The organism is Mesorhizobium sp. B2-5-4, assembly GCF_006441095.1.
Taxonomy (GTDB): domain Bacteria; phylum Pseudomonadota; class Alphaproteobacteria; order Rhizobiales; family Rhizobiaceae; genus Mesorhizobium; species Mesorhizobium salmacidum.
Window position 1 is genome coordinate 1 of record NZ_VFUR01000043.1, and the last position, 14,673, is coordinate 14,673.

At 63.2% G+C, this 14,673-nt stretch carries 15 protein-coding genes; 6 read left to right on the forward strand and 9 right to left on the reverse strand.

The window, feature by feature from the left end; translation table 11 throughout:
- Positions 1–194 (reverse strand): hypothetical protein (locus tag FJ492_RS29010; protein WP_210241560.1); only part of this gene is annotated, 194 nt, incomplete at its 3' end.
- On the reverse strand, positions 160–1,023 hold the full coding sequence (locus tag FJ492_RS28300) for a LysR substrate-binding domain-containing protein (protein ID WP_140773609.1): 864 nt from the start codon (positions 1,021–1,023) through the stop codon (positions 160–162). The genes FJ492_RS28300 and FJ492_RS29010, both read right to left, overlap by 35 nt.
- 111 nt (positions 1,024–1,134) lie before the next feature.
- Between FJ492_RS28300 and FJ492_RS28305 the strand changes: the two genes are divergently transcribed.
- The 4 genes from FJ492_RS28305 to FJ492_RS28320 all read left to right on the forward strand — a co-directional run bounded on the left by FJ492_RS28305 (position 1,135) and on the right by FJ492_RS28320 (position 5,545).
- A complete protein-coding gene (locus FJ492_RS28305; protein WP_140505923.1) occupies positions 1,135–1,542 on the forward strand; it encodes a 4-oxalocrotonate tautomerase family protein in 408 nt (135 codons plus the stop codon).
- Positions 1,543–1,645: 103 nt separating this feature from the next.
- Positions 1,646–3,868 carry an AMP-binding protein gene (locus FJ492_RS28310; protein ID WP_140773611.1) on the forward strand — a complete coding sequence of 741 codons (2,223 nt, stop codon included), beginning with the start codon at positions 1,646–1,648 and terminating at the stop codon, positions 3,866–3,868.
- A gap of 204 nt (positions 3,869–4,072) precedes the next feature.
- Complete coding sequence (locus tag FJ492_RS28315; protein WP_140773613.1) at positions 4,073–4,873, forward strand: NAD(P)H-binding protein; 801 nt, start codon at positions 4,073–4,075, stop codon at positions 4,871–4,873.
- Positions 4,874–4,951: 78 nt separating this feature from the next.
- Positions 4,952–5,545, forward strand: coding sequence for a TetR/AcrR family transcriptional regulator (locus FJ492_RS28320; RefSeq protein WP_140505929.1), 594 nt, complete (start codon positions 4,952–4,954; stop codon positions 5,543–5,545).
- Here the strand turns inward: FJ492_RS28320 and FJ492_RS28325 are convergent.
- From FJ492_RS28325 to FJ492_RS28335, 3 genes are all read right to left on the reverse strand, one after another.
- On the reverse strand, positions 5,542–6,360 hold the full coding sequence (locus tag FJ492_RS28325; RefSeq protein ID WP_027144146.1) for a phosphatidylcholine/phosphatidylserine synthase: 819 nt from the start codon (positions 6,358–6,360) through the stop codon (positions 5,542–5,544). The genes FJ492_RS28320 and FJ492_RS28325 overlap by 4 nt on opposite strands.
- Positions 6,361–6,362: 2 nt before the next feature.
- A complete protein-coding gene (locus tag FJ492_RS28330) occupies positions 6,363–7,061 on the reverse strand; it encodes a phosphatidylserine decarboxylase (RefSeq protein ID WP_140505931.1) in 699 nt (232 codons plus the stop codon).
- Positions 7,062–7,231: 170 nt separating this feature from the next.
- Positions 7,232–8,503 carry a DUF4375 domain-containing protein gene (locus FJ492_RS28335; RefSeq protein WP_140773615.1) on the reverse strand — a complete coding sequence of 424 codons (1,272 nt, stop codon included), beginning with the start codon at positions 8,501–8,503 and terminating at the stop codon, positions 7,232–7,234.
- Positions 8,504–8,740: 237 nt separating this feature from the next.
- Between FJ492_RS28335 and FJ492_RS28340 the strand changes: the two genes are divergently transcribed.
- Positions 8,741–9,607, forward strand: a complete 867-nt coding sequence (locus FJ492_RS28340) for an SMP-30/gluconolactonase/LRE family protein (protein ID WP_140749399.1) — start codon at positions 8,741–8,743, stop codon at positions 9,605–9,607.
- Here FJ492_RS28340 and FJ492_RS28345 read toward each other — a convergent pair.
- The 4 genes from FJ492_RS28345 to FJ492_RS28360 form a co-directional block, all read right to left on the reverse strand.
- Complete coding sequence (locus FJ492_RS28345; protein WP_181165970.1) at positions 9,604–9,957, reverse strand: antibiotic biosynthesis monooxygenase; 354 nt, start codon at positions 9,955–9,957, stop codon at positions 9,604–9,606. The two genes, FJ492_RS28340 and FJ492_RS28345, sit on opposite strands and share 4 nt — an antisense overlap.
- Before the next feature lie 90 nt (positions 9,958–10,047).
- Positions 10,048–11,931 carry an ABC transporter ATP-binding protein/permease gene (locus FJ492_RS28350; protein ID WP_140505939.1) on the reverse strand — a complete coding sequence of 628 codons (1,884 nt, stop codon included), beginning with the start codon at positions 11,929–11,931 and terminating at the stop codon, positions 10,048–10,050.
- 25 nt (positions 11,932–11,956) lie between these two features.
- A complete protein-coding gene (locus tag FJ492_RS28355) occupies positions 11,957–12,250 on the reverse strand; it encodes a metalloregulator ArsR/SmtB family transcription factor (protein ID WP_140773621.1) in 294 nt (97 codons plus the stop codon).
- 131 nt (positions 12,251–12,381) lie between these two features.
- A complete protein-coding gene (locus FJ492_RS28360) occupies positions 12,382–13,854 on the reverse strand; it encodes a LysM peptidoglycan-binding domain-containing protein (RefSeq protein WP_140773617.1) in 1,473 nt (490 codons plus the stop codon).
- 126 nt (positions 13,855–13,980) lie between these two features.
- On the opposite strand from FJ492_RS28360, the gene FJ492_RS28365 reads away from it, so the two are divergent.
- Entirely contained in the window at positions 13,981–14,592 is a 612-nt protein-coding gene (locus FJ492_RS28365; RefSeq protein WP_140773619.1) for a TIGR00730 family Rossman fold protein, read from the forward strand.
- Positions 14,593–14,673 lie beyond the last annotated feature (81 nt).

Here is a 14,673-nt window from a genome sequence, read left to right on the forward strand (position 1 = left end):
GCCCGTCTCACTCCCAAGCCGACCGCAAGGTCGGCTTTTTCTTTGCAATAGACCGGCCCGACCGCAAGGTCGGCTTTTTCTTTGCAATAGACCGGCCCGACCGCAAGGTCGGCTTTTTCTTTGCCAACAGGCTGATGACGGAATGTGGCCTCGTTGAATTCAACCAGGCGATCCGGAGAGAGCCAGGTTGGCACCCAGCAACACCGCCAGATCGCTCGCGGACGCATCGGCGCCGGCGCGCAGCCGGATCGCGAACTCAGCCATCGGCACCTGCGGCAGGCCAAGCTCGCGCGGTGCTTCGACAATGCCGGAATGGGCAAAGCGTGATGTTCGCAAGGTCAGCGCCACGCCGGCATTCACCGCGGTACGCAGGCCGGCCAGGCTGGCGCTGCCGGCAGCGATGCGGTAGCGGCGGCCGGCGGCATCGAGCGCGGCGAGTGCCGCCTCGCGAAACCCGCAAAAGGGATCAAGCAGCGCCAGCGGCAATTCTTCCTGCCGCGAGCCCAGCCCCTTGCTCGAACACAGCCATATCATCGGCTCACACAGGACCCCGACCTCGTCCGGTGCCGCCGTCTGGCGCATGACGATCGCCAGATCGAGGCTGCCGGCCTGCAGCGCCTGCGCCAGTTCGGCGGAGCGGCCGACACGCAGTTCGATCCTGACGCGCGGATGGCTGGAGGCGAAGGCACGCAGCAGGTCCGGCAGGCCGCTATCGGCGAAATCCTGTGTCGTGCCGATGGCGACGCGCCCGGCAGCGCGTGCGCCTTTCAGCGCCAGCCACGCCTCGCGATGCACGGCAAGAATGCGCCTGGCATGGCCGACGAGGTCCTCGCCTGCCAGGGTCAGACCGCGACCTCTGCCCTGCGGCGCCAGAAGCAGCTCGCCTACAATCTCTTCCAGACGCTGCATCTGGGCCGTTACCGCGGACGGCGAGCGGCCGACACTGGCCGCCGCCCGCGCCAGCGAACCGCTGTCGACGAACGCAAGGAAGGTTCTGAGCAGGTCGGGATCGAGCGTTTCCATAATTCGATATTATCGAATCTTGGGTTGAAAACAATTCGATTTTTTTGATTCTAGAATGATGGCACGGTCTCTCCAACGGCGACCGGCGCCGGTCAAATCAGGAGAAGAAAAATGCCCATCGTCAATGTCAGCGTCACCGGCAAGCCAGACGCCACCCTGTCCGCCGAGATCGCCAGGGAAATAACCGAAATCACCGCCGCGCACCTGCGCAAGGACCCGACGATCACCGCGGTGGCCGTGTCCTATCTCGATCCGCAGCACTGGTTCGCCGGCGGCAAGTCGCTCGCCGAGCACGGCACCAACACGTTCTGGCTCGACATCAAGGTGGTCGACGGCACCAACACCAAGCTCGAACTGGAAGCGTATCTCAAAGCGATCTTCGACGCCTTTGGCCGCCTGTTGGGCGGCGTGCACCAGGAAAGCTATGCTTTCGTGCACGAGGTTCCGGCAGCCGCCTACGGCTATGGCGGCAAGACGCAGGAGTTCCGTTTCATCAGCGGACGGCTGAAGCCGGCGTGAGGGCGCCCCTTCCGCATTGACCTTGCCCCGACTTCCGCTAGGCTCTGCTCCCGAAGCGGCCGTACAAGAGCCGCAATGACAAAATCGCTGGGAGAGACGCGGCATGGTCCTGACACTGGCGCTGCTTGCGGGTCTGGTTGTGGCCTGGCTGCTGATCGGCGTGATGGAGAAATTCCGCCTCGGCCTGCGCTTCACCCAGACGTTGCTCTACGTGCCGTTCAAGCTCGCCTACCGGATCAGCGACAATCGCATCAGGCTCGCCCGCAGGGCGCAGGTGCCGGTCATCTATGTCATCTCGCACCAGTCGCGCTTCGAGCCGGCGCTGATGCTGTCGCTGCTGCCCGACGACACGCTGCATATACTCGACGAGGTTTCGGCGCGCTCGCCATGGCTCGAGCCATGGCGCGAACTCGGCCGCACCATTGCCTTCAACGCTGAACATGTCTTCGTCAGCCGCCGGCTGGTACGCGTGCTGAAGGGCAAGGGCCGGCTAGCCGTCTATCTGCCGGACGCGGTCGAGCCCGACGTCAAGACGTTTCGGCTGTTTCGCGCCGTTACCCGCATCGCCATGCAGGCCGATGCCCGCATCGTGCCGATCTTCGTCGCTGGCGCACGCAACCTGCCGGTCTCGCTGACGCCTAAGGACAAGGCACCCCGTCACTGGTTCCCACAGCTGTCGATCAGTGTTCTGGAGCCGATGACGATCGCCGAACTGGTGGCGCGCAATCCGGACCAGGCCTCGAACACCAATGCGCTGTTCGACCGGGTTGCCGAAGCCCGGCTTTTCGGCACCGACCTCGACCGAGGCCTGTTCCTGGCCATGCGCGATGCCGCTGATCATGTCGGCGCCTCGCATACCATCATCGAAGATGTCATCTCGGGGGCCCTGAGCTACCGCAAGATGTTCATCGGCGCCCGCGTGCTGGGCAGGCGCTTCGAGGCGGTGACGGCGCCGGGAGAGGCTGTTGGACTGATGCTGCCCAACGCCAATGGTGTCGTGCTGTCATTCGTCGGCCTTCTCTCGGCGAGCCGGGTGGCGGCGATGATCAATTACACGGCCGGGCCGGCAAGCGTCACCGCAGCGGTGCGCACCGCCGTCATCCGCACCGTTGTTTCTTCGCGTGCTTTCGTCGAGAAGGCCGATCTCGCCGATATCGTCGCCGCGGTCGAAAAGGGCGGCGCCAGGCTGCTGTGGCTGGAAGACGTACGCCAGAGCGTCACCGCGCTGGACAAGCTTACAGCCGCCTTGCTGTGGCGTCTGCCGCTGCAGCGACAGGATGCGGCCAAGCCGGGCGTGATCCTGTTCACCTCGGGTTCGGAAGGCACGCCGAAGGCGGTCGTCCTGTCGCAGAAGAACCTTTTCGCCAATGCCATGCAGGCCGAGGCGCGGATCACCATCTCGCCGGCGGACATCCTGCTCAACGTGCTGCCGGTGTTCCATTCGTTCGGCCTGACGGGCGGCACCATTCTGCCGCTGGTCACCGGGGTGAAGCTGTTCCTCTATCCCTCGCCTCTCCACTACAAGATCATCCCCGAGATTGCGCGCAAGGTGAAACCGACCATCATGTTCGGCACTGATACGTTCCTCGCCAACTATGCCCGCACCGCCAAGGACGGAGATTTTTCCAGCCTGCGCTTCGTCGTCGCCGGCGCCGAGGCGGTGAAGCAGGATACCCGCCGCGTCTATCGCGAACGCTTCCAGGCCGAGATCATCGAAGGTTTCGGGCTTACCGAGGCGGCGCCCGTGGTTGCCGTCAACACCGCGATCCACGGCCGCGACGGCACGGTCGGGCGGCTGCTGCCGGCCATGCGCATGAAGCTGGAGCCGGTCGAAGGCATCGATGATGCCGGCCAGTTGTGGCTCGACGGGCCGAACATGATGATGGGCTACATGACCGCGGACCGACCCGGCGAGCTACAGCCGCTGACCGGCTGGCACGACACCGGCGACATCGTCGCCGTCGACCGCGAAGGCTTCATCACCATTCGCGGCCGCGCCAAGCGCTTCGCCAAGATCGCCGGCGAGATGGTGTCGCTGGGCGCGGTCGAGATGCTGGTGCAGTCGCTTTGGCCGGAAGAACGCCATGCGGCGGTAGCGGTGCCGGACAAGAGGCGCGGCGAGCGCATCGTACTGGTCACCACCGCAGACGAGGCAAGCGCCGAGGAGCTGCGACAGTTCGGCAAAAAGGCTGGAGCGGCCGAACTGATGGTGCCCAACGACATCGTCAAGGTCGAAGAAATCCCGGTGCTCGGTTCGGGCAAGACCGATTATGTATCGACCAGGAAGCTGGCGATCGACCGGCTGGGGCTTGGCGTGGCGGCTTAGAGCCGTTCAGAGTTTGATACAATCGCTGAATAAACTACTCCTTTCGAGATCGCCCGACCCATGATTGCGCCGTCGTGCCGCAGCGATTCAGATGGGCAAATCTTAGGTGAGAGAGTATTCACTCACGACGGAAAGAGACGCTGAGCATGCCTGTTTCCAGCCAGCGCGGCATGACACCTCCTTTGCACGGCAAGGAGATCCTGAATGGCAAAAATCCTCGTCACCGGCGGGACCGGACATCTCGGACGCGATCTCGTGTCGGCACTGACCGCTTCCGGGCACGCCGTCAGGTTGCTGGCCAGGAAAGCTGGGCTGGACCGCTCCGTGGAATGGGCGCTCGGCGATCTCGCAATGGGCGAAGGCATCGATGAAGCCCTTGGCGGCATCGATACGGTCATCCATGCGGCGACGCTGTCGCCGATCGCCAGGCGCGGTATGCGGCCGATCGATTTCTTCTCCAGTCCATCCGATGTCGACGTCGAGGGCACGCGGCGGCTGCTTGCCGCATCGCAGCGCGCAGATGTCTCGCACTTCATTTTCGTGTCGATCGTCGGCCTCGACTTCAGCACCCTGCCCTATAGCCGCGTGAAGCTGGCCGGCGAGCAGCTTGTGCGGGCGTCGCCGCTTTCGTGGTCGGTCATCCGCGCGACGCCATTCTTTTACCTTCTGGCGCAGATGCTGGCCGGGCTGAAATGGCTGCCGGTCTGGCCGCTGCCGACCTCGCCCTCAAATCCCGTCGATACGCGCGACGTCGCCAGCTATCTGGCCCAGGCTGTCAGCGATGGGGAACGCGGCGTCCGCCCGCAGATCGGCGGACCCGAGGTGATGCCGTTCTCGACATTCGCTAGACAGTACCGCGATGCGCTCGGGCTGCGGCGTCTCATTCTGCCGTTGCCAGTCAGTCAAAAGATAAGCCTTGGCCTGGGTCTGGTTGAAACCAGCGAGCGGCTGGGAGAAAGAACATGGAAGGCATGGCTTTCCGAGCAGGGTGGAAGCGCGCGGTGAGCGAGCCCTGATTTCGCACCGGGATGGTATTGTCGAGCTCTAACCCCCGCCGCCAGGATCGGGTGAACAGGAATAGCCATGAGGCCGCCATCCGCAGGACGCGAGCGCATTTTACGCGAAGCCATCCGCCTGTTCGCCGAGCGCGGCTATGACCGGACCAGCGTTCCCGAAATTCAGGAGGCCGCCGGCCTGTCGCGTGGCTCGGGTGCGCTCTACAAGCACTTTCCCTCGAAGGAAGCGCTGCTTGCCGCGGCTATCGACCGGTTTGTTGGAACGGCACGGGAGGGACGGGCCGAACTGGGCGAACAGGTGCTTCCTGCCGATCAGGGGGCACGGCGGATCGTGGAGGGTATGCTGGAAAAACTCGGCGCGAATCGCGACATGCTCAGAATCCTGTGGCGCGATCTCGAGCACTTCCCGGAATTGAAAGCCTCGGCGCGTGGCGAGATCATGCAGAGCACCTACCACGCAGTCGCCGAATGGCTGCGGGAGCGCCAGCGCCAAGGCGAACTGCGCTCCCATGACAGCGACGCGGTCGCCGCCGTCATCGTCGGCAGCGTCGCCATGTTCCGCGTCTTCGAAGCGATCTGGACCGAGCGCTCGATCGAGGTCAGCGACGAACGCTTCGCGTCCGCCTGGACCGATTTGCTGATCCGGGGCCTGCGGCCCTAACCTATATCCGAAGGCGGCACCTTCTCGCCTTCCAGCTTGGCGCGCTTGGAGTAGGCGCGCACGGAAAACGGCAGGAAGATCAGGTAGCCCGCGACCGATGCCGTCAGCGTGTACCAGGGATAGGTCATCAGCAGGAGGACGTATAGGACGACGGCGAGGATGACCGGCAGCACCCTGTCGCCAGGGATCTTGACGTTCTTGCCGGAATAAACCGGCAACCGGCTGACCAGCAGGAAGGCGACCAGGATGGTGAAGCCGGTGGCGACGAAGGCGGCCGGCCGGCTGGGCTCAACCCCAAGGCGAAGGAAATAGAGGTAGAGCGGCAGCATCACCAGCACGGCACCCGCCGGCGCCGGCACACCGACGAAATATTCGGTCTGCCATATCGGGCGCTCGGCTTTCTCGTCGTCGAGTACGTTGAAACGCGCCAGCCGCAACCCACAGGCGATCGCAAACAGCAGTGCCGCGATCCAGCCCGGCGAGCCGGCACGGTCAAGCAGGAAGGCATAGAGCACCAGTGCTGGCGCGACACCGAAATTGACGATGTCGGCCAGCGAATCCATCTGCGCGCCGAATTTGGAGGTCGCCTTCAGCATCCGCGCCAAGCGGCCGTCTATGCCGTCGAGGAAAGCAGCCAGCAGCACCATCACCACCGCCGGCTCGAAACGCCCCTCGAAGCCGAAGCGGATGCCGGACAGGCCGGCGCAGATAGCGAGCACGGTGACCAGGTTGGGCAACACCATGCGCATCGGGATCTCGCGGATGCGCGGACCGCCGCTGGCATGGGCTTCGAATTTTTTATACTGCGTGCCCACCGTCAGGAAATCCGCACGAGGGGCGTGCCGACGACGCCGCCGAACTCGGCCAGCACGGTTTCGCCGCCGACCGCCGTCTGGCCAACGGCAACACGCGGCGTGGCGGCCAAAGGCAGGAATACGTCGACGCGCGAGCCGAAACGGATCAGGCCGAAACGCTCGCCGGTGCCGATGGAAGCGCCGGCCTCGGTCCAGCAGACAATGCGGCGCGCCACCAGGCCGGCGATCTGGACTGCCGCCACCGTGCCGTTGGGGCTCTCGATGACCAGGCCGTTGCGCTCGTTTTCGGTGCTCGCCTTGTCCAGTTCGGCATTGAGGAACTTTCCGGGCCGATGTTCAATCTTGGTGATGCGGCCGCGAACCGGAGAGCGGTTCACGTGGCAGGAAAAGACATTCATGAACACGGAGATGCGGGTCATCTCGACATTGCCGAGGCCAAGCTCGCGCGGTGGCACGGCCGGCCCGACCGCCGAGATTATGCCATCGGCGGGGCTCACCACTAGGCGGTCGTCGACAGGCGTGACGCGCTCGGGGTCGCGGAAGAAATAGACGCACCAGGCGGTCAGGATCAGGCCGATCCAGAACAGGATCGAGGAGAAATAGCCGAGGAAGAGCGTCGCCGCGCCAAAGGCCGCGATGAAGGGATAACCTTCGCGATGGATCGGTACGAACGCGTTCTTGACCGTGTCGACAAGGCTCATGGGGCGGTCCCTGTTTCAGGTCCGGCCTCAATAGCGGAAACACCCCCTGCCCGCAACGCGACAATGGGCGGCGCGGGTTTGTCTTCAGCTTCCGCCGCGATGGCGGGCGCGCTGGCCGTCGAGCAGAGCGGCATCGGCAAGGACGATCGCGCAGAGCCGCCACAAACAATCTATTCGCCAGCTGCTACCGTGAGGTCAAAATACTCCTCAAGCTCATTTCGATCAGCCTCTGCCGGACTTTCCTCGTTATCGCCGCGGAGCAGCACACCACGCTCCGGATACGACTGGAAGAGAAAAGCGTGACCACCAGCCATCACCACCCACTTCACAACCGGCCCTTCCTCGCGCTGGGCAACGGAACTCGCCGATACGACAGCCTTCATTGGATCGAGCCCAATCTTTCGCAACAGGAGATCGACGGCAACCGGCGCGTGGTACTCCTCCGCCAGCTCAATCAATTTTGCCACCAATTGCCCGTCCACCTGCCCGAGCCTGCGGCCAACACGAGGCGCGCCGGCCGCTAATATATTTTCACCTGGGCGAGCAATCGACGGTGTTTCGGGAGCTCCGCATTCATAAACAGCCGCATGACTTTCCGTAGCCACGCACAGGCGAGGCTCATTCGCATTGGTCAGCAGTTGAAAAACCAGTTGCTTCTCGCCATCGAGATCCAACATCCTCGCCATGCCAATCGATAACTTGACTTCGGGTGGCGCTGCATTGGCGCAAGCGAGACCTACGCCAACATGGCGCTTGCTGATCATCTGGCCGACGAGCTCGGCGACCGACCGGTGGAGAAGCCGAGATTCGCGACGGGGATTGGCCATTGCCAACTGAAGTATGGCTTCATCGCAGACCTCGTCTTCCACAACTCGAAGGTCAGGCCATGACACGATCCAGCGCGCCAGCAGGTTGCACATCGGCGAAGCTTCGTCGGCGACGTAGAAGGCATCGTCAAGTGTGTCGAGAAAATCGGCGCGGCCACCCTCGAAGCCAGTCTGTTCCTCGGCCTCGTCAGGGTGTTCGGAGACCCAGGTGGACATCTTTTCAAGAGTCGCCAACTGCCCTTTTGCTCCAATGGCCGTGAGACCGGCACGAGCGTTTGCAACCATAGTGTCGAACGCCCCGCCGGCATTATGAATGAATTGACTATGGCCGCCGTTCGCTATCTCCGCCGAATACAAATCAGCATGCGAGACCTGCATCGCCTTCGGGTTGAGCTCCGATTTGCGGTAGAGCCCCTCCGAAACAATGCTGTGGATGAATTTCTGGACAGCAAAAACGATTTCAAAAGGCTTTTCGTTCGCCTGATCCACAGTCGACCGAGGCACGATCACCGGCAACAAGGACTCGGCCCGCGATGCATGCGCCGCAGCGGGAGATTGAACTCCTGAGGGAATTTTGGGACTTCTCTTGGATTTTCGCGAGAATAAGTCAAACATCCAAAAATTTTCCTAGGTGCCAAGAGTAAGTTTCAGTGAATTATCGTGATGAAACAATATCAGCAGCACAAGGGATAATTGACCTAGAGCCTGATCCATCGCACTTCGCCATAGAAAGGAGTGGACAGCATTCCGGTGCATAAAAATTGCCGTGATCATGTCGGGACATTCGTCCCTTACTCGTCCTTGGGAGGCGGCGACGTCCGGTACGACTGTCGCGCAACAAGGAGTCTCGCCATGCAGAACCAATCTCCTCCTCCAGCGCGTGTCGTGGTTGACGGTCTCGCCTTCGGCGAATCGCCGCGTTGGCATGACGGACGCCTTTGGGTCTGCAACTGGGGCACCGGCGAGATCATTGCCGTCGATGCGCACGGCAACAGCGAAGTCATGCTCAGGGTTCCGGCTGTCCTGCCCTACTCCATCGACTGGCTGCCGGATGGTCGTCTGCTGGTTGTCTCAGGCCGCGAGGGCCTGCTGTTGCGGCAGGGAGCCGGTGGCTCGCTCGTCAATCATGCGGATCTGCGCGGCCTCTCGAAAAGCCCGTGGAACGAGATCGTCGTCGATGGGCGGGGCAATGTCTATGTCAATGGCGGCGGGCCGGCTCCGGCGGCGGGCCAGCATTTCGGCCCCGGCACCATCGTCTTGGTCACACGGGATGGAAAGGTCAGGCAAGTGGCGGACGCTATCGCCTTCGCCAACGGCATGGCTGTGACCCCTGATAACAAGACGCTGATCATTGCCGAATCCCATGCCAACAGGCTGACCGCTTTCGACATTGCCTCCGACGGCTCCTTGTCCAACCGACGCATCTGGGCCGATCTCGATGGATACCCTGACGGCATCTGCCTCGATGCCGAGGGGGCGGCCTGGTATGCCGACGTTCCCAACAAGCACTGCGTGCGGGTGCGCGAAGGCGGTGACGTCTTGCAAACCGTCGCCGCCGATCGCGGCTGTTTTGCCTGCATGCTGGGCGGTGCGGACAGGAAAACGCTGTTCATCACCGCCGCCCAGTGGCGCGGCTTCGAGCACATGACAAGCGACGCCCGCACCGGCCAGGTGCTCGGCATCGAAGCGCCGGCACCTGGCGCGGGTTGGCCTGGTTAGAGTCCAGGCACGCGCTGATAGTTGGCGATATCAGCCCGAACTCCGAGCCGGGCGATCGTCTCCTGCGGGTTGAAGGCTATGCGCTCGTACGCCGCCTTGACGATCGGCACGACCTTGTCGACGGCAGCCTGGCTTTCCCATTCGACGATGGTGACGAGGTTGAACTCGCCCGGCCCGGAGAATTGCTCAAGCAGGAAGTCCTGGACGAAGCCTTGCTGCAGACGCAGCAACTCATGCGTCGTCTTCACCTTTGTGAGGATCTCGTCGCGGGCATCGGCGGGTACGACGAACTTGTCGACCCTGAACACGCTGCCGCCATTAACGTCTTGATTCGTAAAGCTGATATCCATTTGATTCCGTCCTCGAGGATGCTGTCTTTCGGCTCTCGGGCGACGGTCTACAATCTCAACTTAGGTTGAGGTCAAGCGGCTTTTTATGAGCTACGACATCTCCGACGTGCGCCTGCGCACGACGACACCCAGTTCGTCGCTTTCGCGGGCAATGCGCAGCCGCTCCTCGGCTTCGGTCGCCTCGCGCTGGCGGTCCCACATCGAGGCGTAGAGGCCGTGCTTTCGCATCAGCTCGACATGGGTGCCGCGCTCGGCGATCTGCCCATCCTTGAGCACGATGATCTCGTCGGCCGAAATCACCGTCGACAGGCGGTGGGCTATGACGATGGTGGTGCGGCCCTTGCTGACCAGGTCGAGCGCGGCCTGGATCTCCTGCTCGGTGTGGCTGTCGAGCGCCGAAGTGGCTTCGTCGAGCATCAGGATCGGCGGGGCCTTCAGGATGGTGCGGGCGATCGCCACGCGTTGCTTCTCGCCACCGGAAAGCTTCAGCCCGCGCTCGCCGACCATCGACTTGTAGCCGTCGGGCAGCTTCTCGATGAACGGTCCGATCTGGGCGAGTTCGGCGGCCTTGCGCACCTCCTCCTCACTGGCGCTGACACGGCCATAACGGATGTTATAGGCGATGGTGTCGTTGAACAGCACCGTGTCCTGCGGCACCATGCCGAGCACCGCGCGCAGGCTGTCCTGCGTCACGTCCTTGATATCCTGGCCGTCGATCAACACCTGGCCACCCTGTACGTCATAGAAGCGGAACAGCAGCCGCGAAATGGTCGACTTGCCCGCGCCCGACGGCCCGACAATGGCAACCGTCTTGCCGGCCGGCACTTCGAAGGAGACGCCTTTCAGGATCTTGCGGTTCGGATCATAGGAAAAGTGGACGTCGCGGAACTCGACCTTGCCGGCGCTGACGGCCAGCGGCTTGGCGTTGGGCTTGTCGACGATCTCCTGCGGAACGTCGAGCAGGTCGAACATGTGCTCGATGTCGGTCAACCCTTGCCGGATTTCGCGGTAGATGAAGCCGATGAAGTTGAGCGGCACCGAAAGCTGCACCAGCATGGCATTGATGAAAACGAAATCGCCGACGCTCTGGGTACCGGCCTGCACCTCCAGCGCCGACATGCACATGACGACGACCGTGCCGACGCCGAAGATGAAGCCCTGGCCAAAGTTCAGCCAGCCGAGCGAGGTCCAGGTCTTGGTGGCGGCGATCTCGTAACGCGCCATCGAGCGGTCGAAGCGCTCGGCCTCCATGCGCTCATTGGTGAAATATTTGACCGTCTCGAAATTGAGCAGCGAGTCGATCGCCTTGGTGTTGGCGTCGGTGTCGCTGTCGTTCATATCGCGGCGGATCGAGATGCGCCAGTCGCTCGCCTTGACGGTGAACCAGACGTAGACGCAGACGGTGATCGCCACGACGGCCACATATTTCCAGCCATAGGTGAAGCCGAATATGCCGGCGGTCAGCGCGAATTCGAGGATCGTCGGCGCCGTGTTGAGCATGATGAAGCGCACGATCGTCTCAATGCCCTTGGTGCCGCGCTCGATGATGCGCGACAGGCCGCCGGTGCGGCGCTCCAGGTGGAAGCGCAGCGACAGCTGATGCATGTGCACGAAGGTGCGGAAGGCAAGCTGGCGCACCGCATGCTGGCCGACACGGGCAAACAGCGCATCCCGCAGTTGGTTGAAGCCGAGTTGGACGAGCCTCAGCACATTATAGGCAACGACCAGCATCACCGGGGCGAGCATGAACGACGGCAGCGGCGGGGGTGTTTTGAAGCCGCCCGCCAGCGCATCGGTTGCCCATTTGAAGAAATAGGGACCGGCGACCAGCGTCACCTTGGCCACGACCAGCAGCAGCGTCGCCCAGGTCACCCGTGCCCTGAGGTCGGCGCGGTCGGCCGGCCACATATAGGGCCAGAGATTGCGCAATGTCGCGAGTGTCGAGGTGTCGGCGGAGACGGTTTTTTCGGCCACTTTTCTTGCCTTTTGGGTGAGAGGATCAGCGGCCGGAGCAGCAGGAATTGATGAGTGCGCCCAGCGATGCCGATACGTCGGCAAGTGCCGCGCGATCGACCGCATAGCGCGATCGCTGACGGTCGGGCTCGAACCGGACCAGGCCGGCCTCGACCAAGATTTTCAGATGCTGTGAGATGGTCGACTGCGCCAGATCGAAATGATCGACGACCTCACGGCAGCAGCAGGAATTGCTGGCGGACAGATGCTTCAGTATCTCGATCCGGGCCGGATGCGAAAGCGCTGCGAACCGCGCCGCGACAACGCGACTGTCCGGCATGCGGCCGGACGGTGCCGAGACGGCGTGGTCTGGTATGGGGAAGCACTCTGTCATCGTTCATCGGCGATAGACGATGACCGATGACAGGGCAAGCTAGGCCGATGGGTAGATCGCCGGAATTGCCGGTCTCCCTACTCCGTCTTCGTCGCGGTGGTCGCCTGTTCACCCATCGCCTTGAAATCGGCGGCTTCGCCTTCCTTCGACTTTTCCGGGACTTTGAACACCTGCCCCGGCCAGATGCGGTTCGGATTCCTGATCTGGTCCTGGTTGGCGAGGTATATGGTGGAGTAGCGCGTGCCGTGACCATAGACCCGCCGTGAAATCCGCCACAGTGTATCGTTGCGACGGATGATGACCGCGCCATCGGCATGTTCGAGCTTGGGCGATACGATTTCGGGCACTTCGCTTGGCGGCGTGGCTACCGCGACGACGGCCGGAGCCTCGGTGGCCGGTGCGGTCTCCGCTGGAGCAGCGGCGGCAACAGCAGGCGCCGGAGCGGCTGGTGCTTCCGCAGCAGGTGCAGCGGGCTTGGTCTCGGCGGGGGCAACAGCGGCGACCGCCTCGCCCGGCTCGCGCTCGAAGGGCACGGCGGCGCGAGCCACCACCTTCACGCCATCGGCATCGAGGCCATCCACATGAATGGTATAATTGCCGACCGGAATGTCGCGCGTCGCCTCGACCAGGAAATGGCCGTCCGACGAGGTCTGTGCGTCGCCGAGCAGAATGTCGTTGGCGTAGGCGCGCACCTTGCGGCCCGGATCGGCGAGACCGGCGACAAAGATCTTGTTGCCTTCGATCTCGACCGCCTCGACGACGATCTTAGGTTCGGTCACAGCCCCCGCGGGCGCGGCCGGTGCCGCCGGATCCGGTTTTTCTTCAACCACGGCTGGCGCGGTCGCCGCCGGCGCGGCGGTCGCTGGAGCGACCGTCGCGGGTGCTTCAGCAGCCGGAGCGGCGGCCTGGTCGCCGGTTGCCGGCGCAGGCTTTGTCTCGGGCGCCGGGACCGTCAGCAGTTCGGCCGGCTTGCCTGGCTCCTCGACCATGGCCAGCACCTGGCCAGCCGCATTCGCGGGCACCGAGGCCACGGCGGTCTGCGTCGAGGCGGTCACGACCGTGCCGACCGTCGAACGCAAGGCGATTGTATAGTCGCCGGGCTTCAGCGGATCATCGAGCACGATGACAAAGGCACCATCGGGGCCAGCCACCGTCGAGCCGATCACCATCGTGCCGTTGAGGATTTCGACCTTCGAGTTGGGCGCCGCTTTGCCGGCAATGACGATCGAGCCGTTGCCCTCAACGCGAACGACGTCGAAAGTCGGGGCGATCGGACCCGCCGTCGCGGGCGCCGCAGGCGCCGCATCGGTTGCGGGCGCTGACGGAGCTGTCGCCTGGGGTGCTGTGGCCGGAGCGGCCGGCACCGCCGGAGCCGGCAGGCGCCCTTCCGTGGCCGGCTTCGGCGCCGCGGGCGGCGTCAAGGCCGCGACTTCCGCCGGCGGCGTTGGATGAAGATACGGGTCGAGCGCGCCCGATACATAGGCGGTTCCCACGGCCGCGACGGTCCCACCCGCCGCGAACAGGAACGCCTTCAGTGGATTGATTGCCATATTTCCCTACCCCTTAGCCACCTAACGCCGGTCTAGCGTGTTTTGCCATGACCGACAAGAAAAAGCCCGGCCTTCTCAGCCCTTGGGGCTTGACCGCGCTTTCAGACCCAATCACCAATCATCGGCATGAACACGATTCGATCCGTCTGCGTCTATTGCGGCTCGTCTCCGGGCCGCGATGAAATCTATGCCAAGGCCGGTCACCTGCTTGGACGCTCAATTGCCAAGGCAGGACTGCGGCTGGTCTATGGCGGCGGCACCAAAGGCATCATGGGCGCCGTCGCCGAAGGCGCACTCAAGGCCGGCGGCAAGGTGACGGGCATCATTCCGCGCTTCCTCATCAACAAGGAAGCAACCGAAACCGCGCTTGACCGGCTCGACGAGTTGTTGATCACCGACAACATGCACGAGCGCAAACATAAGATGTTCGAGAAATCCGACGCCTTTGTGGCGCTGCCTGGTGGCATCGGCACAGTCGAGGAGATCGTCGAGATCATGACCTGGGCGCAACTTGGCCATCACCGCAAGCCGATCGTCTTCGGCAATGTCAACGGATTCTGGGACCCGATGACGGCGTTGCTTGATCACATGGCGGCAGAGGGCTTCATTCACACCGCGCAGCGTGTGAAGCCGCTGGTCGTCAACGATCCCGAGGCTATCGTCGCCGCCATCATGGTAGCCGGGTCCTCGGTCGATTCACCGACGGAAGGCGTCCAGTCGGTGATCGACAAGATGTAGAGTCACGGGAGTAGGGCAGTAGGTTTGCAGTCTCCGGAGTGTACACTTTTCCCCTACTCCCCTACTCCCCTACTCCCCTAC

Coding starts and splice junctions, on each gene's coding strand:
- FJ492_RS28365 (WP_140773619.1), top strand. CDS start 13,981: ATGAACACGATTCGATCCGTCTGCGTCTATTGCGGCTCGTCTCCGGGC.
- FJ492_RS28360 (WP_140773617.1), bottom strand. CDS start 13,854: ATGGCAATCAATCCACTGAAGGCGTTCCTGTTCGCGGCGGGTGGGACC.
- FJ492_RS28320 (WP_140505929.1), top strand. CDS start 4,952: ATGAGGCCGCCATCCGCAGGACGCGAGCGCATTTTACGCGAAGCCATC.
- FJ492_RS28315 (WP_140773613.1), top strand. CDS start 4,073: ATGGCAAAAATCCTCGTCACCGGCGGGACCGGACATCTCGGACGCGAT.
- FJ492_RS28345 (WP_181165970.1), bottom strand. CDS start 9,957: ATGGATATCAGCTTTACGAATCAAGACGTTAATGGCGGCAGCGTGTTC.
- FJ492_RS28300 (WP_140773609.1), bottom strand. CDS start 1,023: ATGGAAACGCTCGATCCCGACCTGCTCAGAACCTTCCTTGCGTTCGTC.
- FJ492_RS28335 (WP_140773615.1), bottom strand. CDS start 8,503: ATGTTTGACTTATTCTCGCGAAAATCCAAGAGAAGTCCCAAAATTCCC.
- FJ492_RS28355 (WP_140773621.1), bottom strand. CDS start 12,250: ATGCCGGACAGTCGCGTTGTCGCGGCGCGGTTCGCAGCGCTTTCGCAT.
- FJ492_RS28305 (WP_140505923.1), top strand. CDS start 1,135: ATGCCCATCGTCAATGTCAGCGTCACCGGCAAGCCAGACGCCACCCTG.
- FJ492_RS28310 (WP_140773611.1), top strand. CDS start 1,646: ATGGTCCTGACACTGGCGCTGCTTGCGGGTCTGGTTGTGGCCTGGCTG.
- FJ492_RS28340 (WP_140749399.1), top strand. CDS start 8,741: ATGCAGAACCAATCTCCTCCTCCAGCGCGTGTCGTGGTTGACGGTCTC.
- FJ492_RS28330 (WP_140505931.1), bottom strand. CDS start 7,061: ATGAGCCTTGTCGACACGGTCAAGAACGCGTTCGTACCGATCCATCGC.